This window comes from Vibrio sp. sp1 (assembly GCF_016920955.1).
Taxonomy (GTDB): Bacteria; Pseudomonadota; Gammaproteobacteria; order Enterobacterales; family Vibrionaceae; genus Vibrio; species Vibrio alginolyticus.
Genome location: NZ_CP060589.1, coordinates 570724 through 596447, shown reverse-complemented (window position 1 = coordinate 596447; position 25724 = coordinate 570724). Strand labels below are relative to the sequence as shown.

The following is a 25724-nucleotide window of genomic DNA, read 5'->3' as shown; positions in this document are numbered from 1 at the left end:
GATTGAGACTGTGTACGCAGGCTTACCTGATTATAGATGTCGGTTTATAGCTGAAAACGCATCAACAAAGGGCGATAAAAGTGCTGAGTGAGCCAGCATAAGCTTTTCCAAATTATGCGTTTGTACCAAGGTAAGTGCGCAATATAAACATAGCTAAATTCAATTTCTGGCCGGGCTTTTCTGTTGCGTTTAAAAGCCGGAGCACCTGAGCTCATATTAAAACGACGCTGGAATATCATTGCGTGGCGGATGGTATAGGCCGATATTCGACGATACAATGCGAGGCGTTGTGGCTTATTGGTATCGTAGCCAAAAATTGGGCAAGTCATATCATTATCAATTTCTACAATGCCTAACGTAGCCAGCATCTCTTCTTGATAAAACAGTCCCACTAACTTTACTAATTTGTTCTGGCTCGCCTGTTTTAAATATTGGGTTGAAAACTGGATGTTATTGAGGCTGTATTTATCAAGGTAAAGCATGTCATATAACTCTTTGGCACGCTGAAACTCTTCATCAGTGGTCAGTGGCCTAAACTGCCAATCTTTATCATTAAGCAGTTTGAAGTCTTTCGTTAAATCTCGGTTGAAGCTGAACGCTTGCCAATCATCAAGTAAATACACTTGTCGTGTTACCAAGCTTTGCCATTTTGGCTGCTTCAATCGCTGAATTAAGTGTGAATGCTGACGCTGGTTGAGGGAGCGAAGCACCAAGGGAAAGGTGGGGTATTGATCGAGTGCGACGCGACGCAGTTCATCGAGATTTAAGGCTGCCCATTGTTCGCTATACATATTGGTGGACAAGCACTGATTGTTGAGCGTTTGGACTTGATCCAATCCAGCCAATGATAAGATTGGTTTAGTCATATTAATAAGTAACTTACATACCCATCGAACAGCCACATTTTTGACTTTGTGAAGCTCTTCTTCGGCGTAGCCACTAAGCAGTGTCATAGGGGAGACTGCATAACAGTTGTTTGGTATTTGTGGTGTTACGGAGTAAGGAATGGCAACATCATCGATATAGTAGCAACCAAAGCTTGCTGTGCATTCATCAATAGGATTTGACTGCATAAGAGTGATAAAGGTTTGATGCCATTCTTGAGAGGAAAGTGTCATGAGTTCAATGCCTCTCCATTCCACTCAATATCAACGGTAGAAGCGTCGCTCCACTTCGTCTTGTTCTGCCTAGCTAACCGGAGTAATTCAAACATACTCCGGATTTGGCTCCCGACCGGTAAGTTATGCTGTTGCATCACATTCACTCCAGACCACCAATCTTGCCAAGTTCGAGCCTTGAACAGGGATAACCCGCCTTCAGCGATGAGTGTTATTGGACCTAAATGATGCAATCGCTGCTTGGAAGGACTGGTAAACTCCATATTAGGAAGCAGTTGGTTGCATCGAGACGAGAGTAGGTGCAAACCACTGGTGGCTCTTGGGTTACATTCAATCACGTAGAGTTCATCTTGTGATTTGATGAAGTCAAACGACACTTGCCCATGATAAGTATGACGTTTACCAAAAGCTGCGATAAATGTATCTAGTCGTTCGCACGAGATCGGCTGAAAAGCACTGGCGGCCGAGCCGTTTACACAGTATTTCGGCACATAAGCTTGGTGTGCTTTAAGGTCACCATGTTCAAAAATGGCATAGTTACACACCGGAGTCCCATGGATTTTTTGTTGCTGAACCCAAGGGTAAAGGGGCGATATCGTGGCGGCAGAAATAGACTGAGTCGTCACATCTCTTATGACTTGCCCGCCAAACCGAGAGTAAACGGGCTTTAGAACGGTTCTCTTATTAATTTCAATCTCACTTTTATCAGCGACCAAACGAGTTTTTGGAAGTGTGATTTCTGGCAAACTTTGAAGCTGTTCAAAGACGGTCAACTTGTTGTGCAGGGCATTGAGTAGTCCCACATTGGGCAGAAAAAAATCTACTTCTGGGCATTGTTTGGCAACATGAGCCAAGTAATACACTTCTTCACAAGTGGGTATCACTATATCAATACGCATCTGAGTAATGATTTTTAGGATCTGTTGTTGATAGGTGGGAAACGCAAATCGAGGCGAAGCGGTGGGGATATAAGACTCGATGCCTCGCAAAAACGATCCTAGAGGTTTTTTTAGCGAATCGGTGAGAGTTACGTCATGTCCATGATGCATACACATGGTTGCCCACTCTAGTGCAACTGGTGATCGGGCTCCGGTGATTAAGACCCGCATATGTTCACCACACGTCGTTGTTTATTCATTGGCGTCCAAATAGGCGCAGGGCGGTAACTAAATCTGACAGGATCAAGCCGCAATTGGTCAAACAACTTTATCAAGGCTTGATGTATAACCCGATGGTGGTGAACATCCGCTTCAATTTGAATGGTTTGTGACCCTGTTTGGGTGATTCGGTAATCCACGCGACTTTGGGCGGATAGTGTTATAGCGCGGTAGATGAGATCTGGTAACACCGTCACTGGGACGTGGTTTGCGTTTAGCGTGAGGCGATCACCACATCGTCCGGCAATTGCGCCAAGAGGTTCAAATACGCCATTATCCTGTTTATTCTCAATAATATCGTCGAGCTGATAACGAATAATTGGCTGAGTTTTACGACGAAAATCGGTAATGATTGGGCTGTAATGAGTACGTTCGGTATTCAGCCAATGTTTTTCGATGTAAACAACATCTTGATTCCAGCGCATTTGTCCATGCTGATCCGTACATGCAAGAAAACCTTCAGTACATTGATAGACTTCATGGAGTTCGCTGTCGAACCGTTGAGAAATAAAGTGACGGTCACTCTCGGTTAGGACTTCTGCACCAGAAATGATCCGCTGTGGTTGAATTGCGGGTTGACCAAATTGACCGCTGAACTGGGCGCAGAGCTGAAGAGCTTGCGCACTACCAACCAAAAGCGTGGGTTGGAACTCATCCAGCTCTTTTATCCATTCTTGGTAAGGTTTGGATAAATCGGCATAAAAAAATGTTACAGGCCCTTTCGCGACGGATTTATACAGTGGGCTGTTGGCGCGCAAGGCTAGAGCAATTCGGTGTTTTTGCCATAGGTTGGGCAACAGGCGAGCCAATATATTGCCAGCCCATAGTTGTGTTTCCTGTTTGTCAGCAAGAAACAACCCGCGCATGCCTGATGTGCCCGAAGAAAGCCCAACAGTAACATCGCCAACTTTCGAAGCGGCGAAGTTGCGTGACTGTTCTGCGTCGAGTGCTTGTTGCATTAGCTGTTCAGCATCTAAGCCTTTCGTACTCAACTCCGAGAGGTTCTCCATCATGGTTTGCTTATTCATGATAGGGAAATCACTGAGTGGTGCACCTTGAAGTGAGCGGTAATACGGTGAATGACGGCATACCCAATCCAAGTGTTGCGTTAAGTGTTGTTGCTGCCATGTTTCGACTTGTTCCCTTGAGCCGAAGGGGCGGTAGCGGGTTCGCCAGAATTCTGAGATAAGCGTTCTCACTTCATCCATCCTTCTTTGATTAGCTGCTGGATAGTTTCCTGACAATGTGAAGGCACGAAGCGAACAAAGTGGTGGGTTTGTTGGTAGCAACTTCTCAACTCGGAGAGGGTGTTTTTATAGGCTTTTGTATCATCGCAAAGCATGTTCGCCAGCCAATGTTGATCGATATTTTCACTCAAGCTCTCGATTAACCAGCATGCATCGGCGAGTAAGAACAGCCAACCTTGGTCTCTTTTAACCAGCAAGCCCACTTGGCCAGCTGCATGGCCTGGCAAGCTAACCATATAAATAAATCCATCGTCGAACATGTCTTTACAGAGCAAATTAACACCTTGGCACTGAGGAAGAATTTGGCTGATTGATACAGAAAAGTCACTATGAATGAATAAGTTAGATTCAAGTTGTGGAGGAAGTAGAGCTTTTAGGTATCCTTTTCTTACGCCTCCAATTCGACCACTTTTAGTAATTGCATCCACCCCTTTTTGTTGGCAATGCAATTGAGAGTGGGAAAACTCAGACACGGCAGCAATGTGATCAGCATGGAAGTGGGAAAGTACTAAGTGTTCAATATCATGAGGTTTGAGACTTTCTTTTGCTAACTGCGCAACAATTCCGTGTTCTTTTTTATAGCGACAAGGTGTTGTCCAAGCATAAAAACGTTCAGGGAAGGGGCGAGTCGCGCTAAAAAAATGCTCGTGATATCCCGTGTCAAACAGGATGTTGCCTTGTGTTGGGTGCTGAATTAACGCAACGGCTGCCGGAAATGCTCTAGGCTTGATACCAGAACCTGGTTTGACAACAAAGCCTGGGTGTACGCAGTGTCCAGCCTCAAAGATTTTTATTTTTAGACCAGTTTGCATACTGCTGTATTCCTTCTTGAATTGAAAAAAGCGGTTGGTAATTCAGTGTTTGTTTCGCCTTGCTGATATCCAGAGTTTGATGATAGTTAAACAATCCTGCGCTGTATGAGGTGAGCCTTGGTTCTGGCTGATGTGGTAAGTGCCTTCGTATTTGCTCACTGAGCTTTAATAATGGTGATACCACACCGTATGGTAATGATTGTAACGTTACTTTTAGGTTTAACCCCTCACATAAAGCTTGCAGAACAGTCTCAATTGGCATTGGTTCGTTGTTGGAAATGTTGAACACATCACCATGCTGAAGTTGGCCTGCCTGAGTGCAAGCGAGCATCGCTGCATGGGCAACGTTGTCTACATAGGTCAGATCAACCACAGGATTTCTACCCGATGGCAGAAGCAGAGTGTTGTTTTTTATCGCCTTAAGCACTCTTGGGATAATCGCGCGATCATTGGGTCCAAAAATGCCACGCGGTCTTAAAATGATCGCTTTGCTTTGGCCTTTTACGGCTTCAATTTCCGATAGGTATTTTGTGTGTGCGTAATCATTACACCAGTATGAAGCTATGGCGTCGGTTTCTCGAATATTCCAACGGTCTTGATGGTCAAAGTAGACGCTGGTGGACGAAATATGGATAAAACGCGAGATTTGATGCGTATTAGCCGCATTGACGAGGTTTTTGGTGGCATCTACATTGGCTTGATAAAACGCCTGCCACTTTCCCCATGGGCTTGAGAGAGCGGCACAATGGATGACTGCATCCATACCTTGGCATACCGCATGAACTGCTGAGTGGTCTCTTAAATCGACTATATGGGGGATAACATCGAATTGCTCGGCGAGTTGTTTAGCGATGACTGTATTTCGTGCTATAAAATGCAGTTCATGCTGCTGGTGAAACATTCTCAGAATTGCGCTACCCAACATCCCGCTGCCACCAGTGACCAATATCTTCATAGTTTTAGCACTCCCATCCCTAGCGACAACCCTGCGGCGGTGCCAGCTAATAACACATGTTTTCCTGCGGTTTCTGGCTGATTACGCAGCCAGTGTAAGTTAATTGGGAGTGAGGCGGCGACTTGGTTTCCCAAAGTCGAAAAGTGATTAACGGTTTTCTCTGTTGGTAGCCCGGTGAGTGAAGGCAGTTTTTTTAATCCATGCGCGCTGGCTTGATGAGGAAGAAAATAATCAATATCGCCGAGTGTTACCGGAGAGGCGTCAAACCCTTTTTTTAGAAACGCTGGTAAGGCTTTACGCACATGTTTAAAGAGTGCTTTGCCCTCCATCTCAAACTGGCAACTTTTTAAATAGGCTTGATGCTCGGAGGTATGCGGATTGATATGACTACCTCCGCCCTTAATTTGACAAAATGAATACCCGGTATGATGCGTTTCAAAGTGACTGGTGAGCAATCCATCATCGTTGTGTTCTTCGAGCAAAAATGCGGCGGCACCGTCCGCGAATAAGGTTGCAACTTCTGGTTTGAGCGTAAAATTTCGATTCAGTGTGATGCCAGTGGCGAGTTCGCTGGTGACAATAAGAATCCGACGGTACCGTTTTGCTAAGAATAGACTCTGAGCAAGATCAAGCGCAGAGAGAAAGGATAAACAGGTGCTGTTCAAATCAAAGCTTTCTAGCCATGTTGGAGCGTCTAACGCGGCGAGAACCGCTGAAGCGTCGTAGGGTAGAGACTGGTGGTGTGTACCGCTAGCGTAGATAAGGAGATCAACGGAGCTTAAGGTATGTGTGTTTCCTAAACACTGCTCTATTGCCTGCACCGCCATGTAAATAGCGGTCTCTTTTGTATTGGCTACATGACGATATTCAACGTCGAATTTATTTCGGCAGGTCCCTGGCGCTAATTTTAGGAAGTGATCCATCTCTCGATCAGACCATTGATTCGTTGGCAGGTAGCTTCCACTGGAAACGATGTTAAAGCCCATTATTCTCTCTACACTTATTAAAAACGTCGTTCAAAATAAACCACGTTGCATATTGAAGCTATGGTGAGCGAGATGAAAAATAAACAGAACAAAACAAATGGGAGTAAGAGCACGCTTTGGGTGCAATGCTGAGAATGAATTTTCAGGAATGAGCCAGGCTTTTATTTGCTGGCTCAATTTGAATAGAGTGAGGGTTACTTCTTAAATTTCGCCAAAATACGATCCAAATGGTTTGCAAATTCGCGTCGATCGGTTTGAGAAAGCGCGGCGGGCCCACCTGTCTGAATTCCGCTTGAACGCATGGTTTCCATAAAGTCGCGGATATTTAGGCGAGCTTTGATGGTGTCTTTTGTATAGAGCTCGCCACGAGAACTGAGGGCTTGAGCGCCTTTAGAGATAACCTCATCTGCAAGCGGAATATCTGACGTGATCACCAAATCGTTGGCTTCTACACGCTTGACGATTTCGTTGTCTGCGATGTCAAATCCCGCAGGGACTTGTAGCGAATGGATGTTGTCTCTTTTCGGCACAGGGACAACGTGGTTAGCGACAAACGTACATTCAATCCCCGTACGCTCGGCGGCACGCACAATGGTTTCGCGAATAACTTTTGGACACGCGTCTGCATCTACCCATAACTTCATGATGATTTCTCATTTAGCTTGGCTTCTAGCTCTTCAATACGAGCCACTAATTTTTTCACCGTGCTTTCTAGCGCTGCAAGACGATCATTATCGGTGTGCGCTTGTGCTGCGACTTCAACCTTGGGAACACGCTGAGCACTTTTCCAACTTTTTATTGCGGTGATTAATGCAGGCATTGGGACGGGCGTTTTCAAGCGTGCTTTCACTAACGCTACGGTTGGTTCTTTTCCTTGTTGTTGCAGTTGTTCCATTACCGCTTCTAATTCTTTAGTAACGTCTTGAGTTAACATTTTTAATCCTTAACAACGATATATCTATCATCATACGTTGAGTGCGCTAATTTGGCGAATGGCATTTTGGAGAGTGTAGTGTGAGAGATCTCTTACATAGGTTGTGAGAGAAAACGATTTCGTAAGCGGGAAAAGAGAAGATAAAGAGCTTAAGTTTATGATAAATAATGATTTAACAACTTGTTAACCAATGTGAGAGCCAAATATTTATCTTGGATAGATTGTCTATTTTTGGAAAAGGCGTAAATTGAGAGTTGTCAGCAGGAAGCAGACATGGAACAGGAAAGCACCAAGGATTTGGTTATCGTCAGGAAGACGATTTGGTTGGTCAGGATGATTAATCAAGCATGGAGCGTAGGACATTGTAAGGATACGATCATCAATAGGATGTTGATGACTAAGGATAGACAATGGACCCTCTAGGATCGAGGTTATGGACAGCATCAGGAAGATGCAAGGGACACCGCTCAAGGAACAAGTGACGTGTGCTAACGAGGAATGTTAGCAGTCAGGATGATAAGGACACCGCTAGGACGGCGACGTAAGGAATAAGCTGACGGAATCAGCCACTATTATGGATGATGCATGGAGCACTTTTAGTAGCCGGACTGCTGCGAGTAAGACCATGACCCCGATACTTATGTGTCGGGGTCTTTCTTATATAAAAACGATATCCAGTGTTCTCATTGAATTAAGCATCTCGATGTTGCTTGGGGATATCAATATCACAAAATATATAAATTCCTAATAACACTTAATAAAAAACAACTCAGATCAATATCCTTTCCAACCAGTTGGTTTAACTTTCGGCTTCTCTACAAGGTGTTATGCCCGCAATCATTGAGCATGTTCAGCTCATCGAGTTTGTGATCTGCGGATAGATTAAGTTTGTTGTAATCAAGGAACAGATGTGGCCATAGTAACCAGAAGAATGCTTCTTCTACCCTACAATGAGTCGTTGCAACTAGAATTCGTCATGCTGAATTGCTGTGCGAAAAACCGTGCTGAATTGAATGGTCCGTATACAGTTGCGTCTGCCAAACAGATGTTTGAGAAAATACTGGATGATGAGAACATTTATAGTATGGCAGTGCTAGAGAGCACCAGTCGTGACTATATGGGGCACGTGTTTATTGCTAATCTCGATTCCGAACCTGAATTAGGGTTTATTTTTGATAAATCATATTGGGGTAAAGGGTTAGCAACAGAAGCACTAAAAGCATTTTTCCCCAAAGCGTGCCATGAGTTGGGCTTGAATAAGGTGAAAGCTAACGTGAATAGCAATCATCAAGCTTCTATGGCGGTACTGAAAAAGCTGGGATTTGTTAAAACAAAAGAAAGTAAGGATATATATGGTCCTTACTTTGAAATGGAATTTACAAGCGATGCGGTGGTAGGTGAAAGTTCTGCGGCCTGAAGCCGACCATGGTTAACTCTCCTTGGTAGCAATCGTCACCAAGAGATGAAAACTCAAATTGATACACCGTATGCCAACGCCAGACTCCGTCTGGCGTTTTTAGTTTATGGGCACCAAAGGCGATGCTGATTAATTGGAGATCCAATTGCTCACATTTACGCGTGATGGCCGCTTTTGCGAGTTCGGCTTGGCGACGCTGTTGCCAAAACAGGTAACAGAAAAAGCAGAGCCCTAAAATTGCTAAAAGATCACCAATCATTCCTGAACCTTTCTTAGCTTTTTGTTGCTTGTTGTAAGCTTACTAGCGCATTTGCTAGTTCCTCTGATGGGTTTGAATGCAGCAAAGGCAATAACACCATTCTTAACTCTGGCAGCATCACTAAATCGGCAAATAACTGATTAAATAGGGCTTGATTACCGGTTTGAGCTAAACGCAGCAAAAACTGTTCTGCTACCTTTTCATTGGCGAGTAAGTGCCAAGCGCGACCCGCCACACCAATCAAAACCTCCTGATGGCTTAAACGAGGGCTATGCAATATCGCATCTAATACTGGAGAGGCGACTTCTGTTGGTGCACCAGCAAGGGCTCGGATAAGTGCTGAAAGTAGGAAGAGATCAGGTTCGCTACTTGCGATTTCTTGCTGTGCCTTTTCCGCAATACGTTCTGCTAAACGCTCTTGAAGCTCTACATGCTCAAGCGCACCTAATAGGGCATAAAGTGGCTCATTTGGTAGGTGGTTCAACGCTTTGCGTATCATTACCCCGTTTTGCTCTTTGTCCAAACGAGCGGCCATGTCGGTGATCCCTTGCAGACCTACGGTTTGCCAATTATCCCAGCCTAAACCACCTGAAAAGTAATGCTGAGTGTGCTCATAATATTGGCTGGTAGGAAGATCGAGGTTCGCGCGGACCTGGCTATGAAACACGGCCATTTTGTCTTCGGAAGGTTTGAACGTATATGGGTTATTAGACAGCTTTTGCTGTTGCTCTTCAGAGATATCACCATTGAGGCGTGTTCCCATGGCTTCCACTACGTATTTAATGAAATTGCCGATATCTGATTGCTTTAACAAACCGCGCTCGTCCAATTCAAACTTTAGAAACCAAATCCAAGGCTGCTTTTGTTCATTCCAATAAGCGATGGCAAGGTGTGCTTTACGCTGCATTGGGAATGGGTACGGTGCTTGACCTTTTTCTACATCGGCAAACTCTTTCTTAGCGATGGTTTTGATACGACGACCAAGATCGAAGATTTGATAATCACAGCGGCTGTTGTTCAACAGTTGAGTGAGGGTTTGAATGTTTTCCATTAAATACGACGTCCTAACGTTCTTTTCACAAGAAATGGTATCATTCTCGGCTAATTCAAGGTTCGAGATAGAATTAATGGTAACAAATACTCAATTGGTCGACTTACTTCACCAACTTGAAACGCAGCTTAAAGAACATAAGTTGTGGCAACACACTAGGCCTTCAGAGCAAGCCTTACAAAGCGTGGAGCCATTTGCGATTGATACATTGCATCCTCATGAGTGGTTGCAGTGGATCTTTATAGACAGAATGCACGTGCTAGTGGAAAACAACCAACCATTGCCAAGAGGGTTTTCTCTCGAGCCCTATTTTTCAGAAGCGTGGAAGCAGGAACCGCAGTTCGCAGAGCTGCTTGTTACAATCCGAACCATTGACGAACTGTGTAAGTAAACGAATGCTAGAACAAGAAATAGCGCGATCTTCAGAACCAGTTGAGCTGGAGATCGTTTATCAGGATGAATATTTTGTAGCGGTCAACAAGCCTGCAGGCATGTTAGTGCATCGCAGTTGGTTAGATAAACACGAAACTCAGTTTGTCATGCAAACTTTGCGCGACCAAATTGGTCAGCATGTGTTCCCATTGCATCGTCTGGATCGTCCAACATCTGGTGTGCTCGTGTTTGCGTTGTCGAGTGAAGTCGCATCACAAGTCATGCCGATGTTTGCTGAACATAAAATGGAAAAGACATACCACGCAGTAGTACGCGGTTGGATTGAGGAAGAGGGCGTCTTGGATTACGCGCTCAAAGTCGAGTTAGACAAGATTGCGGATAAGTTCGCTTCACAAGAAAAAGAAGCGCAAGAAGCGGTGACGGAATATAAGCCGTTGGCTAAAGTGGAGGTTCCCTATTCGACGGGTAAATTTCCTACAACGCGTTATTGCTTAGTTGAGATGAAACCTAAAACGGGGCGTAAGCACCAACTTCGTCGTCATATGGCACATCTACGCCATCCGATCGTGGGTGATACAACGCACGGGGATGGAAAGCACAACAAGCTGTATCGCACAGAGTTTGATTCTCATCGTTTGCTACTGCATGCTTCAGAGTTACGGTTTGTCCATCCATTTACCGATCAAGAGATTGTCATGACGGCCAATCTTGATGAAACTTGGCAGCAATTGTTTACTCGATTTGAGTGGGATGAACCGATAATCGGCGCAGTTAGATCTAGATAATGATTGAGTACAAATAAAAAGGGTTAGCATCAATGCTAACCCTTTTTAATATTTAAGACTTAACGTTTTACTTTAGTTTTTCAAGATCCGCTTCGATCTCTGCGATCTTGCTCGAAACGACTTTTTCTAAATGACGAAGGTCTGAAAGAATTTTCTCTTTTACATCAACCTCAGGTTGTTTCGTTGGCTTAGTGATTTTATTCAGTTCATCAATGACTAATGTGAGGTTACGGTTGATTTCCGTTACTTCTTTATATTTGTGACTGCCACTGTCCACAAGAACATTTTTGATTTGGCGCGGGTATTTGAATTTAACGCTTTTAGCGAACAGTTCGCCTTTTTGCTTGTGGAAATAGATCTTGAGTACGTCTTTGTGTGCTTCTTGGCGTAGGGAATAACGTTCAATCTGCTTAGGGTCGTGAATACCCAAACCAGTGAGGTGGGGATACATAGGCTACCTCTATTACATCGAATTGATATTGATATAACTGTAGCAGCCTATGTATGAGCTAGATAGCTGATATTTAGCCAAAATGCTTAACTTGTGGGCAAGATCGCTCTCGCCCTGAACCGAAAAGATTGGCAGGTTTGATCTAAGCTGCGACCTCATCAGATAACTTTTCGATCAATCTCTCTCTTAGCTCATCCTGTTGTTCTTCACTTAATCTTCCCCCTGCATCACTGGTTAAAATAAACAAGTCTTCTGCTCGCTCACCAATGGTGGTGATTTTTGCACCATGAAGGTTGATATTTAAATCAGCAAACGTACGGCCTACTTTGGCCAACAGCCCTGGTGTGTCTAGCGCGACAAACTCCATTAAAGTGTGTTTTTTACCTTTGGTTGGTAAGAAGTCGACTTTGGTTTTCACGTTAAAGTGCTGAAGTTTGTTCGGAGTACGGCGCGTTTTAATCTTGGTTGGTCGGCCTGCCTCCAGTACATGAGTGAGGTGTTTAATCACCGCGGCGTGACGAGACTCATCGATCGCTTCGCCATGTTGATCGAGTACCATAAAGGTATCAATCACGTGCCCATCTTTGCTGGTCATGATTTGCGCGTCGTGTACATTAAAATTACGCCTATCTAACTCCGCCACGACCGTCGCAAATAAAGCAGGCTGGTCTTTCGTATATACAAACACCTCAGTGCCGCCACGAGTGGCTTTTTTACTGATCAACACCAAAGGCTTAGTCGGATCTTCCATGCGAAGTAAGTGTTCGCAGTGCCACGCGATTTGCGTATGGGTATGACGAAGGAAGTAGTCAGCTTTGAAGCGTTGCCACAATACTTCAATTTCGCGCGCGGCAAACCCCTCTTTGCGCAGCATTGCGGAGGCCATTTGTTGATTGTGGCGAATTCGCTCACGCACATCGACAGGGTTCTCTAGGCCTCTACGTAAAGCACGTTGTGTGGAGTAATACAGCTCCGCAAGTAAAGTTCGTTTCCAAGCATTCCAAAGTTCTGGGTTGGTTGCACAAATATCTGCAACTGTCAGGCATACAAGATAATCGAGAGATTCTTCGTCTCTGACTTTTTTGGCAAATTCGGTAATGACATCGGGATCATAAATGTCTCGGCGCTGTGCGGTGACAGACATTAATAGATGATGTCTTACCAACCAAGCGACAAGTTTGGCCTCGGGCTTCGATAAGCCATGCTCAATGCAGAAGTCGTACGCTTCTCCTTCACCGATAATCGAGTGATCGCCGCCACGACCTTTCCCGATGTCATGGAAAATAGCGGCAATAATCAGCAGCTCTTTCTTTTGCATCCGTGGGTAGACGTCACAGCAAATTGGGTGCTTCGCATGATTTTCTGGGTCACTAAAAGTGTTGATGTGTTTAAGTAAGCGAATACTGTGTTCATCAACTGTGTAGGCATGGAATAAGTCAAACTGCATTTGACCAACAATCTGACTCCATTGCGGCAAATAGGCCGCCATAACTCCTAATCGGTGCATGAGACTGAATGCTTTGTGCAGAGCATTAGGGTGACGACATAACGCCATGAACTTTTCACGCGCAGCAGGAATGGTGTGCAAAAACTTGTTGAGCCGACGGCGAGCGGTGCGCAGTTGACGCAGCGTTGGTGGGCTCACCCCTTCAATAGTTGAGTCGTTAGCAATATGTAAGAACATATCCAGAATAGTTTCTGGGCGAGCTTGGAACAATGCGGGTTTCCGCGCTTCAATTAAAGAACCGCGACGTTGAAAGTCCGTATCGAGAATCTCGGCACTTTCTGTCGCCCCACCATTAATGATCGCTTGGTCAAAGAGTTTGAGTAGCATTTTATTGAGCTCTGCCACACGACGAAGCGTGCGGTAGAACTCTTTCATCATCATTTCTACGCCTCGGTTGCCTTCTCCGACGTAGCCTAGATTTTCCGCAACTTGTGCTTGATGAGCAAAGGTCAAGCGGTTGTCATAGCGGCGAAGCTCCATGTGCAGAGCGAAACGTACTCGCCAAAGGAAGTCCTGACATTCAACCAATTCTCGGTATTCTGCGTCAGTTAAAAATCCGTATCGGCTCATTTCCAACAATGAAGTCGCACCAAAGTGACGTCGAGCGACCCAGCTTAATGTATGAATATCGCGTAGCCCGCCGGGGGTTGATTTAATGTCCGGTTCTAAGTTGTAGGTCGTGTCGTGGTAACGTGCATGGCGTTCGCGCTGCTCTTGAATTTTAGCGCGGTAAAACGTCTCACTTGGCCAGAAGGAGTCTGATAACACGACTTTCTTCAGTGCCTGAAAGGTGTCCTCGCTTCCACACAGCAGTCGCGCTTCTTGCAGGTTTGTCGCGACCGTTAGATCGGCTTTACCAATTTCAGCACATTCAGTAACGGTGCGAACAGCGTGTCCGACCTCGAGTTTTAAATCCCACAACAGCGTAATGAATTCGCTGATTTTTGCTTCTAACGCGGTTGGCAGTTTATTGTTCGACAGAATCAAAATATCGATATCGGAGAGTGGATGCAGCTCACCGCGTCCGTAGCCACCAACGGCAACCAGGGAAATGTTGTAAATATCCTTGAAACCAAAATGTTGCCACAAACGATTGAGAAGCAGATCCATATATTCAGCTCTGGCTAAAACCAAGCTTGTTACCGGATGATGATTGAGAAACTCTTGGTTTTGATTAGAGCTAAACTTCTCTAATTCTCGTTTGAGTTCACCGATATTGATTTGTTCATCGGAAAAGGTAAGAGGGGACTGAAGTGTCATATTTGCCATCCGTGCAAGCTAATCTAATAACAATCTAACAAATTTGCGGCAGATAAAAAATATCCCCGCCGAAGCAGGGATATAGTAAACAACGAGTGGTCGTCAGCTTTACGCGTTTTTCATTAGGCGAGGAATCGTATCGTCGCTACGAAGCGTTAGTACTTCACAACCTTCTTTTGTTACTACAATGGTATGTTCCCATTGCGCAGAGTTCTTGCCGTCGCCCGTGTAAACAGTCCAGTCATCTTGTGCATCAACAGAGCAACCAAATTTACCAGCGTTAATCATCGGCTCAATAGTAAAGCACATGCCTTCTTTTAATACGCGGCGGTCTTTGTTCTTGTAATGAACCACTTGTGGTTCTTCATGGAACTCATCGCCGATACCGTGACCACAGAAGTCTTTCACAATAGAAAACTTGTTGCGAGGATTGTTCTTGTTGTTCTCTTTGATGTACTTCTCGATAGCTGTACCGATGTCACCAACCGTTGAACCTGGCTTAACGGTACGCATACCAACATACAGTGCTTCTTGAGCTACCATGCACAGACGTTTGTTTGCAGGCGAAACATCACCGACTAGGAACATCTTAGAAGTGTCACCATGGTACCCCTGAGGACGCACGCTCAGATCGGCATTCTCATCATTTGGAACGATTACGGTAATATCAACGTTTAAGATGTCACCATCTTTTAGTACCGCCGGCTTCATTTGGCCGTTGCTACCGATTTCGTCTTTTTCCGCTGGAATACCGTGGCATACGATATGGTTGATTGAAGTACAGATCGACTTAGGGAAACCATGGTAATCAAGCGGAGCAGAGTATGCGCCTTTTTCTAGAGCGTACTCATGACAGATTTTGTTTAACTCTTCTGTCGTCACACCAACTTTGATGTGTGGTTCGATCATTTCTAGAATCTCTGCGGCTAGCTTGCCCGCAATGCGCATGCGTTCTATTTCTTCAGCAGTTTTAATCTTGATTGACATTGGCTTTCTCTACTTATTCCTAAGCACGTAAACGTGCGAATGGCCGCATTCTATCAGACATCGGGGCGTTAACCCAAGTTAGATAGGAATATGCATCATTCTTAATTCGATCATATGTTTAAAGTTTTGCTTATAAATAGGAGAAAGTGGCTCGGTGAAGAAATAATTTTTACTAGCCACAGTGAGCTAAAATATGGTATAAAGCGCGCCGGAATAGAGGACTGTTCTCTTCGTTTAGCAAAGTTAAGCGGCGAAGCAAGCTTCATCCGAATAACCTTTTATCTTTAAATCACACACATTCCGTCACATATTCCGGGGTGCTGAGCAGAAGCTTGGTCGGAGTTATGGGGAATGTGGAGGCCTAACCCCATAGAGGATTTTAAAATGGCAACTGTATCAATGCGCGATATGCTAAAAGCTGGTGTTCACTTCGGTCACCAGACTCGTTACTGGAACCCAAAAATGAAGCCATTCATCTTTGGCGCTCGTAACAAAGTTCATATCATCAACCTAGAAAAAACTGTACCAATGTTCAACGACGCTCTAGCTGAACTAGCTAAAGTTGGCGAGAAGAAAGGTAAGGTTCTATTCGTAGGTACTAAGCGCGCTGCATCTGAAGCTGTTAAAGAAGCTGCAATCGCAAGCAACCAGTTTTACGTAAACAACCGCTGGTTAGGCGGTATGCTTACAAACTACAAAACAGTTCGTCAGTCTATCAAGCGTCTAAAAGAACTAGAGACTCAATCTCAAGACGGTACTTTTGACAAACTAACTAAGAAAGAAGCTCTAATGCGTACTCGCGAAATGGAGAAGCTAGAGAAATCTCTTGGTGGTATCAAAGACATGGGCGGCCTACCAGACGCTCTATTCGTAATCGACGCTGATCACGAACACATTGCAATTAAAGAAGCTAACAACCTAGGTATTCCAGTATACGCTGTGGTAGATACTAACTCTAACCCAGACGGCGTTGACTACGTAATCCCAGGTAACGACGACGCGATCCGCGCTGTACAGCTATACCTGAACGCTGCTGCTTCAGCAGTATCTGAAGGTCGTAACAAAGACGTAGCTGCAGTTGCTGAAAAAGACGGTTTCGTAGAAGCTGAATAATAGCGGCTCTGTGTCACACTTGGTCTATGTGAAACCTTTGTGTAGCATAAACTAAGTTATAGTTAGCAATGGGGGCCGACAATGTTAGGCCCCTGTTTTTTACCTTATTTCGAATCAAACGAGGAAGACAGAATGGCAACTGTAACTGCTGCTCTAGTTAAAGAACTTCGCGAGCGTACTGGCGCTGGCATGATGGAATGTAAGAAAGCGCTTGTAGAAGCAAACGCTGACATCGAACTAGCAATTGAAAACATGCGTAAATCTGGCGCAGCGAAAGCAGCTAAGAAAGCTGGTAACGTTGCAGCTGAAGGCGCAATCATCATCAAAGAAGAAAACGGCGTTGCTGTTCTTCTTGAAGTTAACTGCCAAACTGACTTCGTTGCTAAAGACGGTAACTTCACTGCATTCGCAGAAGAAGTTGCAGCTGCAGCTCTAGCTTCAAAAGCTTCTGTTGAAGAACTACAAGCACAATTCGAAGACGCACGTGTAGCTCTAGTAGCTAAAATCGGTGAAAACATCACTATCCGTCGCGTAGAATACGTTCAAGGCACTGCAATCGCTTCTTACCGTCACGGTGAGAAAATCGGTGTTGTTGTTGCTGGTGAAGGCGACGCAGAAACTCTTAAGCACGTTGCAATGCACGTTGCTGCTTCTAAGCCAGAGTTCGTTAACCCAGAAGACGTACCAGCTGACGTAGTAGAAAAAGAGAAAGCGGTTCAAGTTGAAATCGCAATGAACGAAGGCAAGCCTGCTGAAATCGCTGAGAAGATGGTTGTTGGCCGAATGAAGAAATTCACTGGCGAGATCTCTCTAACAGGTCAAGCTTTCATCATGGAGCCTAAGAAAACTGTAGGCGAAATGCTGAAAGAAAAAGGCGCTTCAGTTTCTACGTTCGTTCGCCTAGAAGTAGGTGAAGGTATCGAGAAGAAAGAAGAAATGAGCTTCGCTGAAGAAGTTGCAGCAGCTCAAAAAGGTTAATCCTTAGAGACTGTATAAAGATTAGACCGTAGCCAAGGCTGCGGTCTTTTTATGAGCAGTGAACGATTAGCCGTGATGAATAGCCATAACTGAAGTTGTGTCTATTCATGACTGTTAATCAACAACTCTCTTTGGAAGGTAAACTCCATGACTACGAACCCTAAACCAGCGTATCAACGTATTCTATTAAAACTGAGTGGTGAAGCTCTTCAAGGTGAAGACGGTTTTGGTATTGATCCTGCGGTCCTTGATCGTATGGCACAAGAAGTTAAAGAACTGGTTGAACTGGGTGTTCAGGTTGGTGTAGTTATCGGTGGCGGTAACTTGTTCCGTGGTGCAGGCCTAGCTGAAGCTGGTATGAACCGCGTAGTTGGTGACCACATGGGTATGCTTGCTACAGTAATGAATGGCCTAGCGATGCGTGATGCTCTTCACCGTGCATACGTAAATGCGCGCGTTATGTCTGCAATCCCTCTAAAAGGCGTATGTGACGACTATAATTGGGCTGATGCGATCCGTGAGCTTCGCCAAGGCCGAGTTGTCATCTTCTCTGCTGGTACTGGTAACCCGTTCTTTACAACGGATTCTGCTGCTTGTTTACGTGGTATCGAAATTGAAGCGGATGTCGTACTAAAAGCGACGAAAGTTGATGGTGTATTTACTGCTGACCCTGTAGCAAACCCAGACGCAGAGCTGTATGATAAGCTATCTTATGCAGAAGTTCTGGATAAAGAGCTGAAAGTTATGGACTTGGCGGCGTTTACGCTAGCTCGTGACCACAAAATGCCAATCCGCGTATTTAATATGAACAAGCCAGGCGCACTACGTCGCGTGGTAATGGGCGAAGCAGAAGGTACGCTCATCAACGAATAAGCTTGGCTTAAGGTGCCACTCCAAAGCGTTAGGGTGGTGCTTGCTTTGCTCAACCGTTTTAGGCTTTCTTCAGGAAAGATGACATTTTTAAGGTGAAACTGTGATTAACGAAATCAAAAAAGACGCGCAAGAGCGCATGGATAAAAGCGTTGAAGCGCTTAAGAACAACCTTTCTAAAATTCGTACAGGTCGTGCACACCCAAGCCTACTATCTGGTATTTCTGTAGAATACTACGGTGCAGCAACACCTCTAAACCAAGTAGCAAACGTTATTGCTGAAGATGCACGTACACTTGCAATCACGGTTTTTGATAAAGAGCTGACGCCGAAAGTAGAAAAAGCGATCATGACGTCTGACCTTGGTCTAAACCCTATGTCAGCTGGCACTATCATCCGCGTTCCACTTCCACCGCTAACGGAAGAACGTCGTAAAGACCTAGTTAAGATCGTCCGTGGTGAAGCTGAGGGTGGTCGTGTTGCTGTTCGTAACATCCGTCGTGACGCAAACAACGATCTTAAAGCGCTTCTAAAAGATAAAGAAATCTCTGAAGATGAAGACCGTAAAGCACAAGACGAAATTCAAAAGCTAACTGACGTTGCAGTTAAGAAGATCGATGAAGTTCTTGCTGCAAAAGAAAAAGAGTTGATGGAAGTTTAATACTCCCACACACATCACTGTTGGAAAACGCTGTGCTCACAGCTCAGCGTTTTTTTATGTTAGTCTATCCAACTGATGGAACTCAATTAACTCCCTATGCAAAATTCTCAAGCCTTCTCTGATTCCCTTCCTAAGCATATTGCCATCATTATGGACGGTAATGGCCGTTGGGCTAAGTCCAAAGGAAAACCTCGCGTATTTGGTCATAAAAAAGGCGTTAGTGCCGTTCGTAAGACCGTGGCTGCTGCTTCAAAACTAGGCATTAGAGCCATGACGCTGTTTGCTTTTAGTAGTGAAAACTGGCGTCGTCCGGAGGAAGAAGTGGGTCTTTTGATGGAACTGTTTATCACGGTCCTGTCTAGTGAAGTAAAAAAACTACACAAAAATAACTTACGGTTGCGCGTGATCGGTGATACCAGTCGATTTAGTGAGCGTCTACAAAAGAAAATTGTAGAAGCAGAAAACCTAACGGCAGATAACACGGGTATGGTGATCAACATTGCAGCCAACTATGGCGGTAAATGGGACATCACAGAAGCTGCTAAAACGTTAGCGCTAAAAGCACGTAACGGTGAAATTCGTGTAGAGGATATCAATGAGCAGCTAATCAGTGAGCATTTGACCATGGCAGACCTACCGGAAGTGGATCTTTTAATTCGCACCAGTGGAGAGTGCCGCATCAGCAACTTTATGTTGTGGCAAATGGCTTATGCAGAAATGTACTTTACACCAGAGTACTGGCCAGAATTCGATGAAGACAGTTTGGTAGAAGCTGTGACTTGGTTTATCAACCGAGAACGTCGTTTTGGCTGTACAGGTGAACAAATAAAGGCATTGATGGCAGCTCAATAAGGACTAGTTAGTTTGAAACAGAGAATAATAACAGCACTAATTTTAGCTCCCCTGGTTATTTTAGGCATTTTTAAATTACCGCTAATGGGCTTTATTGCCGCTTTAACTGCAATAACGCTATTAGGTTTTTGGGAGTGGACTCAGTTTACAGGAAGCAACTCTCGCATTGCTGCCCTTGTGCCGGCAATCATTATTACCGGACTTAGTTTTCTATACATCTCGCCTGATGCATATAGTCTCAATCACTTAACGACACCTCATTATGTCGTCTTGGGTATTGGTTTTGTTTGGTGGATTATTGCTAGCTTAATGGCGATTACTTACCCCAAAACGACGAAATCTTGGCAAAGTAATTTTGTTTTACGTCATGTATTTGGTTTTCTGACATTAATCCCATTCCTTTGGAGTGTGATTATTCTCAGAGCGTATGACATCACTGTAGATCCATACCACGGCGCAAAGCTTGTGTTGTACGTTTGTTTCTTGGTATGGGCTGCAGATAGCGGCGCCTACTTTGCAGGCAAAAGCTTAGGCAAACGTAAGATGGCTCCTCATGTAAGCCCCAATAAAACTATTGAAGGGCTAATTGGTGGCATTATCACGGCATTAATCGTAGCGTGGGCATTTGCTGATTGGTTCGACATCCAGTTCACTAGCCCTGTCCATATGGTGCTGATTACGCTAGTGACTGTCGTTATTTCAGTGCTTGGTGATCTGGTTGAAAGTATGTTCAAACGTGTCTCAGGCATTAAAGACAGCAGTAACATTATCCCAGGGCACGGTGGTGTGCTAGATCGTATCGACAGCCTAACCGCAGCATTCCCAGTTTTTGCTCTTCTTTACTACGTATTCTAATTTATCAGGAGCGGCGTCGTCGCTCCTGAGCTTTCTAACGGTCTTACAACATGCAAAAGTTAACGATTCTTGGTGCTACTGGATCAATTGGTGCAAGCACGCTTAAAGTGGTCGAACAAAACCCAGATCTGTTTTCTGTCGTTGCCTTAGCGGCAAGCACTAACGTTGAAAAGATGATCGGTCTATGTCGTCAGTGGCAACCTAAGTATGCGGTCATGGCAGATAAAGCTGCGGCATCTCAACTTCAAGCTGAGCTACACTCGGTTTCACCAAGTACCGAAGTGCTAGGTGGTGTTGATGCGCTATGCCATATTGCTTCGCTGGACGAGGTCGACAGTGTAATGGCTGCTATTGTAGGAGCAGCCGGCTTATTGCCTACTATGGCTGCCGTGAAAGCAGGTAAGCGAGTCTTGTTGGCAAATAAAGAAGCACTTGTAATGTCAGGCCAGCTATTTATTGATGCTGTAGAAGAATTTGGCGCAGAGCTACTTCCCGTCGACAGTGAACACAACGCCATTTTCCAATGTTTACCACAGCAAGTACAAACCAATCTAGGTCGTTGCAATTTACAAGAACATGGCATTTCTCATATTTTGTTGACTGGATCTGGTGGTCCTTTCCGTTACACTGACATCGCAGAACTGGAGCAGGTGACACCCGCGCAGGCGATTGCTCATCCAAACTGGTCGATGGGGCCAAAAATTTCTGTTGATTCTGCCACGATGATGAACAAAGGCCTTGAGTATATCGAAGCTAAGTGGCTATTTAATGCTGCTCGCGAACAACTGAAGGTGGTTATTCATCCTCAATCGGTAATTCATTCTATGGTTCAGTATCGTGATGGTTCGGTCTTGGCACAAATGGGAGAAGCGGATATGGCGACGCCAATTGCGCTCACCATGTCATACCCGTCAAGAGTGGAAGCTGGGGTTAAGCCGCTAGACTTCACGAAAGTTGGTGAGCTGACGTTTTTGCAGCCTGATTTTGCTCGTTACCCATGTTTAAAACTCGCAATTGATGCCTGTTATGAAGGTCAACACGCAACAACAGCATTGAACGCAGCTAATGAAGTCGCTGTTGATGCATTTTTAAATAACAGACTAGGTTTTACCGATATTGCTCGCATCAATGAGTCTGTGTTGAATAAAATCAACGCAAGCTGCAAAGCTGAGAATGCGAATAGCTTGGAAAGCTTGCTCGAGCTAGATAGAATGGCACGAACTATTGCCCTAGAAACCATACGCGAGCGTAGCTGATGACTGGTATATTGTGGAATCTCATTTCTTTTATCGTCGCACTGGGCATTCTTGTTGCCGTGCACGAATTTGGGCATTTTTGGGTTGCTCGCCGTTGCGGCGTTAAAGTTGAAAAGTTTTCAATCGGTTTCGGCAAGTCTATTTGGAGTAAAGTAGGCAAAGACGGAACGGAGTTCAGCATCTCAATGATCCCTCTCGGCGGCTATGTGAAAATGGTTGATAGCCGTGTCGATGAGGTGCCGGAACATGAGAAGCACCTAGCGTTTGATAAGAAGCCGTTATGGAAGCGAACCTCTATTGTTGCGGCTGGCCCCATCTTTAATTTTCTTTTCGCAATTTTTGCCTATTGGCTGGTATTTCTAATTGGTATCCCGGCTGTTAAGCCTGTAATTGGTGAAGTTACGCCCAATTCGATTGTTGCGGAAGCTGGAATTGAATCTGGAATGGAACTTAAATCGATATCTGGTATCAAAACTCCGGATTGGGAATCAGTAAATATGGGATTGATTTCTCATATTGGCGATGATTTGATGACGGTAACACTAACGTCAGCGAATGAAGTTGGTTCAGAAGTAACGAAAACGCTCGATTTACGTGAGTGGAAGTTCGACCCAGAAACTCAGTCAGCGACGCAGTCGTTAGGTTTTGCTCCGTATACACCGGAGGTGTATCGAGTTATCGAGCAGGTCTCGCAAGGTGGAGCGGCGGAAAAAGCCGGTGTGCTTCCAGGTGATGAGGTTGTCGCAATTGGTCAACAACGCGTAACCGAATGGAAGCAAGTGGTTGAAGCGGTTCGTTCTAATCCTGATACACCGCTTGAATTGACGGTGTTACGTCAGGGTTATGAGCAAACATTGACGCTGACGCCCGGTAGCCGTGAGCTAGCTAACAAAGAAGTCGTTGGTTTTGCAGGTATTGCACCTAAAGTCGCAGAATGGCCAGAAAGTTATCGCTTCGATCTTCAGTTTGGTGTATTCGAGTCAATAGGTAAAGCAGTAGACAAAACTGGCCAAGTCATTGGTTTGACAATCAGCATGCTTAAGAAGCTGATTGTTGGAGACGTTGGTCTGAATAATCTGAGTGGACCAATATCAATAGCCAAAGGCGCAGGCGCGACAGCAGATTATGGTTTGGTCTACTTTTTAGGTTTTCTCGCTCTAATTAGTGTTAACCTAGGTATTATTAACCTCGTTCCTTTACCAATGTTGGATGGCGGTCATTTGTTGTTTTTTGCAATTGAAGCAGTCATTCGACGTCCTGTTCCTGAGAAAGTGCAGGAAATGGGCTTTAGAATTGGTGGTGCGATTATCTTCTCGCTCATGGCGTTAGCGCTATTTAATGATTTTACTCGTCTGTGATAGTTCAGAGACAAAAGCAGTAGCAAGGAATAATTAGAACAAGTATGGCGATTAAGCGAATTCTATTTGCAAGTTTACTGGCGACCAGTGTATCTGCAAATGGAGCAGAGAACTTCGTAGTTCAAGATATTGAAATCGATGGATTGCAGCGTGTAGCACTGGGTGCTGCATTGTTGAAAATGCCTGTACGTGTCGGTGATACCATTGGCCAAGGCGATGTTGCAGAAATTATCCGCGCCCTGTATGCATCTGGTAACTTTGAAGATGTGAAAGTGTTGCGTGACGGTGGTGTTCTGATGGTTCAAGTCAAAGAACGTCCTACCATTGCAAGCATCTCTTTTTCAGGTAACAAAGCAATCAAGGACGAGCAGCTACAAGAAAACCTGAACGCGTCTGGCGTTCGTGAAGGTGAAGCGCTTGACCGCACCACGCTAAGCAACATTGAAAAAGGCTTAGAAGACTTTTACTACAGCGTAGGTAAATACAACGCAACAGTAAAAGCGGTGGTTACTCCACTACCACGTAATCGTTCTGATCTTAAGTTTGTCTTTACTGAAGGTGTGTCGGCAAAAATTCAGCAAATCAACTTTATCGGTAATGAAGTGTTCAGTGATGAAGAGCTGCTTTCGCGCTTTAACTTAAATGTTGATGTGCCGTGGTGGAATTTCCTTTCTGATGAAAAGTATCAAAAGCAAGTTCTTGCAGGTGATATTGAAGCACTCAAATCATTCTACCTAGATCGTGGTTACTTAAAATTTAACGTTGATTCGACACAAGTTGCAATCTCTCCTGACAAGAAAGGGGTATACATTACTCTTGGTCTAGAAGAGGGCGAGGTTTACACCGTTAAGAACGTGAAGTTCCGTGGTGATTTGATTGGCGAGGAAGCGACGTTCGAAAGACTTGTGCCATTTGAAGACAATGAGACATACAACGGCTCGTTGGTTACTTCAATGGAAGAAGGGATTAAGCGTGTGCTTGGTGAGTCCGGTTATGCTTATCCTCAAGTGAATACCATTCCAGAGTTTGACGACGAGAATCAAGAAGTTTCTTTGGTCGTTAACGTAGAACCGGGTAACCGAATTTATGTTCGTGACATTCGCTTCACGGGTAATAACTCAACCAAAGATGAAGTCCTTCGTCGTGAAATGCGTCAGATGGAAGGCAGTTGGTTGAACTCGAAATCGATTGAAACGGGTAAAACTCGTCTAAATCGTTTGGGCTACTTTGAAAATGTTGAAGTACAGACGGTTCGAGTTCCTGGTAGTGATGATCAAGTTGACCTAGTTTACTCTGTCAAAGAAGCGAACTCTGGTAGCGTTAACTTCGGTGTTGGCTACGGCACAGAATCGGGTGTGAGCTTCCAGGTTGGCCTGCAACAAGATAACTTCATTGGTAGTGGTAACCGTGTTGGTATCAACGCGATGATGAATGACTACCAGAAAAACATCAGTCTAGATTACCGTGATCCGTACTGGAACTTAGACGGTGTAAGCTTAGGTGGTAAGGTTTTCTATAACGAATTTGAAGCGAAAGAAGCCAATATCGTTGACTATACCAACGAAAGCTATGGCGCGAGCTTAACGTGGGGTTTCCCATTCGATGAGTTGAACCGTTTTGAATTCGGTGTCGGTTATACGCACAACAAGATCGGTAACTTATCGCCTTACTTACAGGTAGAGCAGTTCTTACGAGCACAAGCAGACAACATTGATTCTAGTGGAGCGTTGAACACAAACGACTTCGACTTCAATATCTCTTGGACACGTAATAACTTAAACCGTGGCTACTTCCCTACGGCAGGTAACCATCAGCGTGCATTCTATAAAATGACCGTACCTGGCTCTGACGTTCAATACTTCAAAATGCAGTACGATGTTCGTCAGTATGTGCCATTGACTAAAAAGCACGAGTTTACCCTCTTGTTCCGTGGCCGCTTAGGTTACGGTAATGGTTACGGTCAAACGGATGGCAACGATAACTTGTTCCCATTCTACGAAAACTACTACGCAGGTGGCTTTACATCGCTTCGTGGCTTTGGCTCAAACTCTGTTGGTCCTAAAGCGGTTTACCGTGATACATCTGGTTCAAACAATGGCGCAGATACAGCAACAGATGACTCTGTTGGTGGTAACGCCGTAGCGCTAGCAAGTGTTGAGTTGATTGTCCCAACACCATTTGCATCAGAAGAAGTACAAAACCAAATTCGTACCAGTATCTTCTTTGATATGGCAAGTGTTTGGGATACGGAGTTTGACTACCGCGATTCAGGTGCGGAATATGGTGACCGTTACTACTACGATTACTCAGATCCAACCAACTACCGCTCTTCTTACGGTGCGGCGTTGCAGTGGATGTCTCCAATGGGGCCACTAGTATTCTCACTAGCGAAACCAATTAAGAAATTTGATGGCGATGATGAAGAGTTCTTCACATTCACTATCGGTAGAACTTTCTAAAGA

25 protein-coding genes are annotated in these 25724 nt (G+C 44.7%); 12 read left to right on the top strand and 13 right to left on the bottom strand.

Annotated elements, in window-relative coordinates; genetic code table 11:
- Positions 1-44 precede the first annotated feature (44 nt).
- The 8 genes from H9L11_RS02810 to H9L11_RS02775 all read right to left on the bottom strand — a co-directional run bounded on the left by H9L11_RS02810 (position 45) and on the right by H9L11_RS02775 (position 7209).
- A complete protein-coding gene (locus tag H9L11_RS02810) occupies positions 45-1118 on the bottom strand; it encodes a hypothetical protein (RefSeq protein ID WP_033905525.1) in 1074 nt (357 codons plus the stop codon).
- The gene (locus H9L11_RS02805; RefSeq protein ID WP_033905524.1) at positions 1115-2227 is read right to left on the bottom strand and encodes an ATP-grasp domain-containing protein; all 1113 of its coding nucleotides are present in this window, start codon (positions 2225-2227) and stop codon (positions 1115-1117) included. The genes H9L11_RS02810 and H9L11_RS02805 overlap by 4 nt, the downstream gene beginning before the upstream one ends.
- A complete protein-coding gene (locus H9L11_RS02800) occupies positions 2215-3483 on the bottom strand; it encodes a F390 synthetase-related protein (protein WP_205390980.1) in 1269 nt (422 codons plus the stop codon). Before H9L11_RS02800 ends, H9L11_RS02805 begins: the two co-directional genes overlap by 13 nt.
- On the bottom strand, positions 3471-4334 hold the full coding sequence (locus H9L11_RS02795) for an MBL fold metallo-hydrolase (RefSeq protein ID WP_017820759.1): 864 nt from the start codon (positions 4332-4334) through the stop codon (positions 3471-3473). Before H9L11_RS02795 ends, H9L11_RS02800 begins: the two co-directional genes overlap by 13 nt.
- Positions 4303-5289, bottom strand: coding sequence for an NAD(P)-dependent oxidoreductase (locus H9L11_RS02790; protein WP_042521405.1), 987 nt, complete (start codon positions 5287-5289; stop codon positions 4303-4305). Before H9L11_RS02790 ends, H9L11_RS02795 begins: the two co-directional genes overlap by 32 nt.
- Positions 5286-6275: a ketoacyl-ACP synthase III gene (locus H9L11_RS02785; protein WP_005385334.1), complete on the bottom strand. Its 990-nt coding sequence runs from the start codon at positions 6273-6275 to the stop codon at positions 5286-5288. The genes H9L11_RS02790 and H9L11_RS02785 overlap by 4 nt, the downstream gene beginning before the upstream one ends.
- Before the next feature lie 194 nt (positions 6276-6469).
- Entirely contained in the window at positions 6470-6919 is a 450-nt protein-coding gene (locus H9L11_RS02780) for a YaiI/YqxD family protein (RefSeq protein ID WP_005380310.1), read from the bottom strand.
- On the bottom strand, positions 6916-7209 hold the full coding sequence (locus H9L11_RS02775; protein ID WP_005385336.1) for a hypothetical protein: 294 nt from the start codon (positions 7207-7209) through the stop codon (positions 6916-6918). Before H9L11_RS02775 ends, H9L11_RS02780 begins: the two co-directional genes overlap by 4 nt.
- Positions 7210-8140: 931 nt before the next feature.
- Here H9L11_RS02775 and H9L11_RS02770 point away from each other — a divergent pair.
- Complete coding sequence (locus H9L11_RS02770) at positions 8141-8626, top strand: GNAT family N-acetyltransferase (protein WP_080996677.1); 486 nt, start codon at positions 8141-8143, stop codon at positions 8624-8626.
- On the opposite strand, the gene H9L11_RS02765 is transcribed toward H9L11_RS02770, so the two are convergent.
- Positions 8586-8885 (bottom strand): DUF3301 domain-containing protein, encoded by a 300-nt coding sequence (locus H9L11_RS02765; RefSeq protein ID WP_005380315.1) that lies wholly within the window; start codon positions 8883-8885, stop codon positions 8586-8588. The genes H9L11_RS02770 and H9L11_RS02765 overlap by 41 nt on opposite strands.
- A gap of 13 nt (positions 8886-8898) precedes the next feature.
- Entirely contained in the window at positions 8899-9936 is a 1038-nt protein-coding gene (locus H9L11_RS02760; protein ID WP_017636035.1) for a DUF3549 family protein, read from the bottom strand.
- A gap of 76 nt (positions 9937-10012) precedes the next feature.
- Between H9L11_RS02760 and H9L11_RS02755 the strand changes: the two genes are divergently transcribed.
- Complete coding sequence (locus H9L11_RS02755; RefSeq protein WP_005391784.1) at positions 10013-10327, top strand: YqcC family protein; 315 nt, start codon at positions 10013-10015, stop codon at positions 10325-10327.
- 4 nt (positions 10328-10331) lie between these two features.
- Positions 10332-11114, top strand: a complete 783-nt coding sequence (gene truC, locus H9L11_RS02750) for a tRNA pseudouridine(65) synthase TruC (RefSeq protein ID WP_017636036.1) — start codon at positions 10332-10334, stop codon at positions 11112-11114.
- A 67-nt stretch (positions 11115-11181) separates the two neighbouring features.
- Here the strand turns inward: truC and H9L11_RS02745 are convergent, their stop codons facing one another.
- The 3 genes from H9L11_RS02745 to map form a co-directional block, all read right to left on the bottom strand.
- Positions 11182-11565, bottom strand: a complete 384-nt coding sequence (locus H9L11_RS02745; RefSeq protein ID WP_005380322.1) for a DUF3461 family protein — start codon at positions 11563-11565, stop codon at positions 11182-11184.
- 142 nt (positions 11566-11707) lie between these two features.
- The gene (gene glnD, locus H9L11_RS02740; protein ID WP_053304072.1) at positions 11708-14332 is read right to left on the bottom strand and encodes a bifunctional uridylyltransferase/uridylyl-removing protein GlnD; all 2625 of its coding nucleotides are present in this window, start codon (positions 14330-14332) and stop codon (positions 11708-11710) included.
- Between the two features lie 108 nt (positions 14333-14440).
- Entirely contained in the window at positions 14441-15319 is an 879-nt protein-coding gene (map, locus tag H9L11_RS02735; protein ID WP_005380326.1) for a type I methionyl aminopeptidase, read from the bottom strand.
- 384 nt (positions 15320-15703) lie between these two features.
- Between map and rpsB the strand changes: the two genes are divergently transcribed.
- The 9 genes from rpsB (at position 15704) to bamA (ending at position 25721) form a co-directional block, all read left to right on the top strand.
- Positions 15704-16432, top strand: coding sequence for a 30S ribosomal protein S2 (gene rpsB / locus H9L11_RS02730; protein WP_005380327.1), 729 nt, complete (start codon positions 15704-15706; stop codon positions 16430-16432).
- 132 nt (positions 16433-16564) lie between these two features.
- Positions 16565-17410 (top strand): translation elongation factor Ts, encoded by an 846-nt coding sequence (gene tsf, locus H9L11_RS02725; protein WP_005380328.1) that lies wholly within the window; start codon positions 16565-16567, stop codon positions 17408-17410.
- A gap of 147 nt (positions 17411-17557) precedes the next feature.
- On the top strand, positions 17558-18283 hold the full coding sequence (pyrH, locus tag H9L11_RS02720) for a UMP kinase (protein ID WP_005380329.1): 726 nt from the start codon (positions 17558-17560) through the stop codon (positions 18281-18283).
- A 100-nt stretch (positions 18284-18383) separates the two neighbouring features.
- Positions 18384-18941, top strand: a complete 558-nt coding sequence (gene frr, locus H9L11_RS02715) for a ribosome recycling factor (protein ID WP_005380330.1) — start codon at positions 18384-18386, stop codon at positions 18939-18941.
- Between the two features lie 96 nt (positions 18942-19037).
- Positions 19038-19793 carry an isoprenyl transferase gene (locus H9L11_RS02710; RefSeq protein ID WP_064377181.1) on the top strand — a complete coding sequence of 252 codons (756 nt, stop codon included), beginning with the start codon at positions 19038-19040 and terminating at the stop codon, positions 19791-19793.
- Between the two features lie 12 nt (positions 19794-19805).
- Positions 19806-20648, top strand: coding sequence for a phosphatidate cytidylyltransferase (locus H9L11_RS02705; protein ID WP_005385351.1), 843 nt, complete (start codon positions 19806-19808; stop codon positions 20646-20648).
- A gap of 50 nt (positions 20649-20698) precedes the next feature.
- Positions 20699-21904 carry a 1-deoxy-D-xylulose-5-phosphate reductoisomerase gene (gene ispC / locus H9L11_RS02700; RefSeq protein WP_054574847.1) on the top strand — a complete coding sequence of 402 codons (1206 nt, stop codon included), beginning with the start codon at positions 20699-20701 and terminating at the stop codon, positions 21902-21904.
- The gene (rseP, locus tag H9L11_RS02695) at positions 21904-23262 is read left to right on the top strand and encodes a sigma E protease regulator RseP (RefSeq protein ID WP_205390979.1); all 1359 of its coding nucleotides are present in this window, start codon (positions 21904-21906) and stop codon (positions 23260-23262) included. Before ispC ends, rseP begins: the two co-directional genes overlap by 1 nt.
- Before the next feature lie 44 nt (positions 23263-23306).
- Positions 23307-25721: an outer membrane protein assembly factor BamA gene (bamA, locus tag H9L11_RS02690; RefSeq protein ID WP_158174124.1), complete on the top strand. Its 2415-nt coding sequence runs from the start codon at positions 23307-23309 to the stop codon at positions 25719-25721.
- Positions 25722-25724: the final 3 nt, after the last annotated feature.

What these genes read in the sequence shown, in the direction of transcription:
- rseP (WP_205390979.1), top strand. Translation starts at nt 21,904, where the DNA reads ATGACTGGTATATTGTGGAATCTCATTTCTTTTATCGTCGCACTGGGC.
- H9L11_RS02790 (WP_042521405.1), bottom strand. Translation starts at nt 5,289, where the DNA reads ATGAAGATATTGGTCACTGGTGGCAGCGGGATGTTGGGTAGCGCAATT.
- H9L11_RS02775 (WP_005385336.1), bottom strand. Translation starts at nt 7,209, where the DNA reads ATGTTAACTCAAGACGTTACTAAAGAATTAGAAGCGGTAATGGAACAA.
- H9L11_RS02745 (WP_005380322.1), bottom strand. Translation starts at nt 11,565, where the DNA reads ATGTATCCCCACCTCACTGGTTTGGGTATTCACGACCCTAAGCAGATT.
- H9L11_RS02800 (WP_205390980.1), bottom strand. Translation starts at nt 3,483, where the DNA reads ATGGATGAAGTGAGAACGCTTATCTCAGAATTCTGGCGAACCCGCTAC.
- glnD (WP_053304072.1), bottom strand. Translation starts at nt 14,332, where the DNA reads ATGACACTTCAGTCCCCTCTTACCTTTTCCGATGAACAAATCAATATC.
- H9L11_RS02810 (WP_033905525.1), bottom strand. Translation starts at nt 1,118, where the DNA reads ATGACACTTTCCTCTCAAGAATGGCATCAAACCTTTATCACTCTTATG.
- H9L11_RS02760 (WP_017636035.1), bottom strand. Translation starts at nt 9,936, where the DNA reads ATGGAAAACATTCAAACCCTCACTCAACTGTTGAACAACAGCCGCTGT.
- tsf (WP_005380328.1), top strand. Translation starts at nt 16,565, where the DNA reads ATGGCAACTGTAACTGCTGCTCTAGTTAAAGAACTTCGCGAGCGTACT.
- H9L11_RS02710 (WP_064377181.1), top strand. Translation starts at nt 19,038, where the DNA reads ATGCAAAATTCTCAAGCCTTCTCTGATTCCCTTCCTAAGCATATTGCC.
- ispC (WP_054574847.1), top strand. Translation starts at nt 20,699, where the DNA reads ATGCAAAAGTTAACGATTCTTGGTGCTACTGGATCAATTGGTGCAAGC.
- rpsB (WP_005380327.1), top strand. Translation starts at nt 15,704, where the DNA reads ATGGCAACTGTATCAATGCGCGATATGCTAAAAGCTGGTGTTCACTTC.
- H9L11_RS02785 (WP_005385334.1), bottom strand. Translation starts at nt 6,275, where the DNA reads ATGGGCTTTAACATCGTTTCCAGTGGAAGCTACCTGCCAACGAATCAA.
- H9L11_RS02770 (WP_080996677.1), top strand. Translation starts at nt 8,141, where the DNA reads ATGCTTCTTCTACCCTACAATGAGTCGTTGCAACTAGAATTCGTCATG.
- H9L11_RS02765 (WP_005380315.1), bottom strand. Translation starts at nt 8,885, where the DNA reads ATGATTGGTGATCTTTTAGCAATTTTAGGGCTCTGCTTTTTCTGTTAC.
- H9L11_RS02805 (WP_033905524.1), bottom strand. Translation starts at nt 2,227, where the DNA reads ATGCGGGTCTTAATCACCGGAGCCCGATCACCAGTTGCACTAGAGTGG.
- pyrH (WP_005380329.1), top strand. Translation starts at nt 17,558, where the DNA reads ATGACTACGAACCCTAAACCAGCGTATCAACGTATTCTATTAAAACTG.
- H9L11_RS02795 (WP_017820759.1), bottom strand. Translation starts at nt 4,334, where the DNA reads ATGCAAACTGGTCTAAAAATAAAAATCTTTGAGGCTGGACACTGCGTA.
- bamA (WP_158174124.1), top strand. Translation starts at nt 23,307, where the DNA reads ATGGCGATTAAGCGAATTCTATTTGCAAGTTTACTGGCGACCAGTGTA.
- truC (WP_017636036.1), top strand. Translation starts at nt 10,332, where the DNA reads ATGCTAGAACAAGAAATAGCGCGATCTTCAGAACCAGTTGAGCTGGAG.
- H9L11_RS02755 (WP_005391784.1), top strand. Translation starts at nt 10,013, where the DNA reads ATGGTAACAAATACTCAATTGGTCGACTTACTTCACCAACTTGAAACG.
- map (WP_005380326.1), bottom strand. Translation starts at nt 15,319, where the DNA reads ATGTCAATCAAGATTAAAACTGCTGAAGAAATAGAACGCATGCGCATT.
- H9L11_RS02780 (WP_005380310.1), bottom strand. Translation starts at nt 6,919, where the DNA reads ATGAAGTTATGGGTAGATGCAGACGCGTGTCCAAAAGTTATTCGCGAA.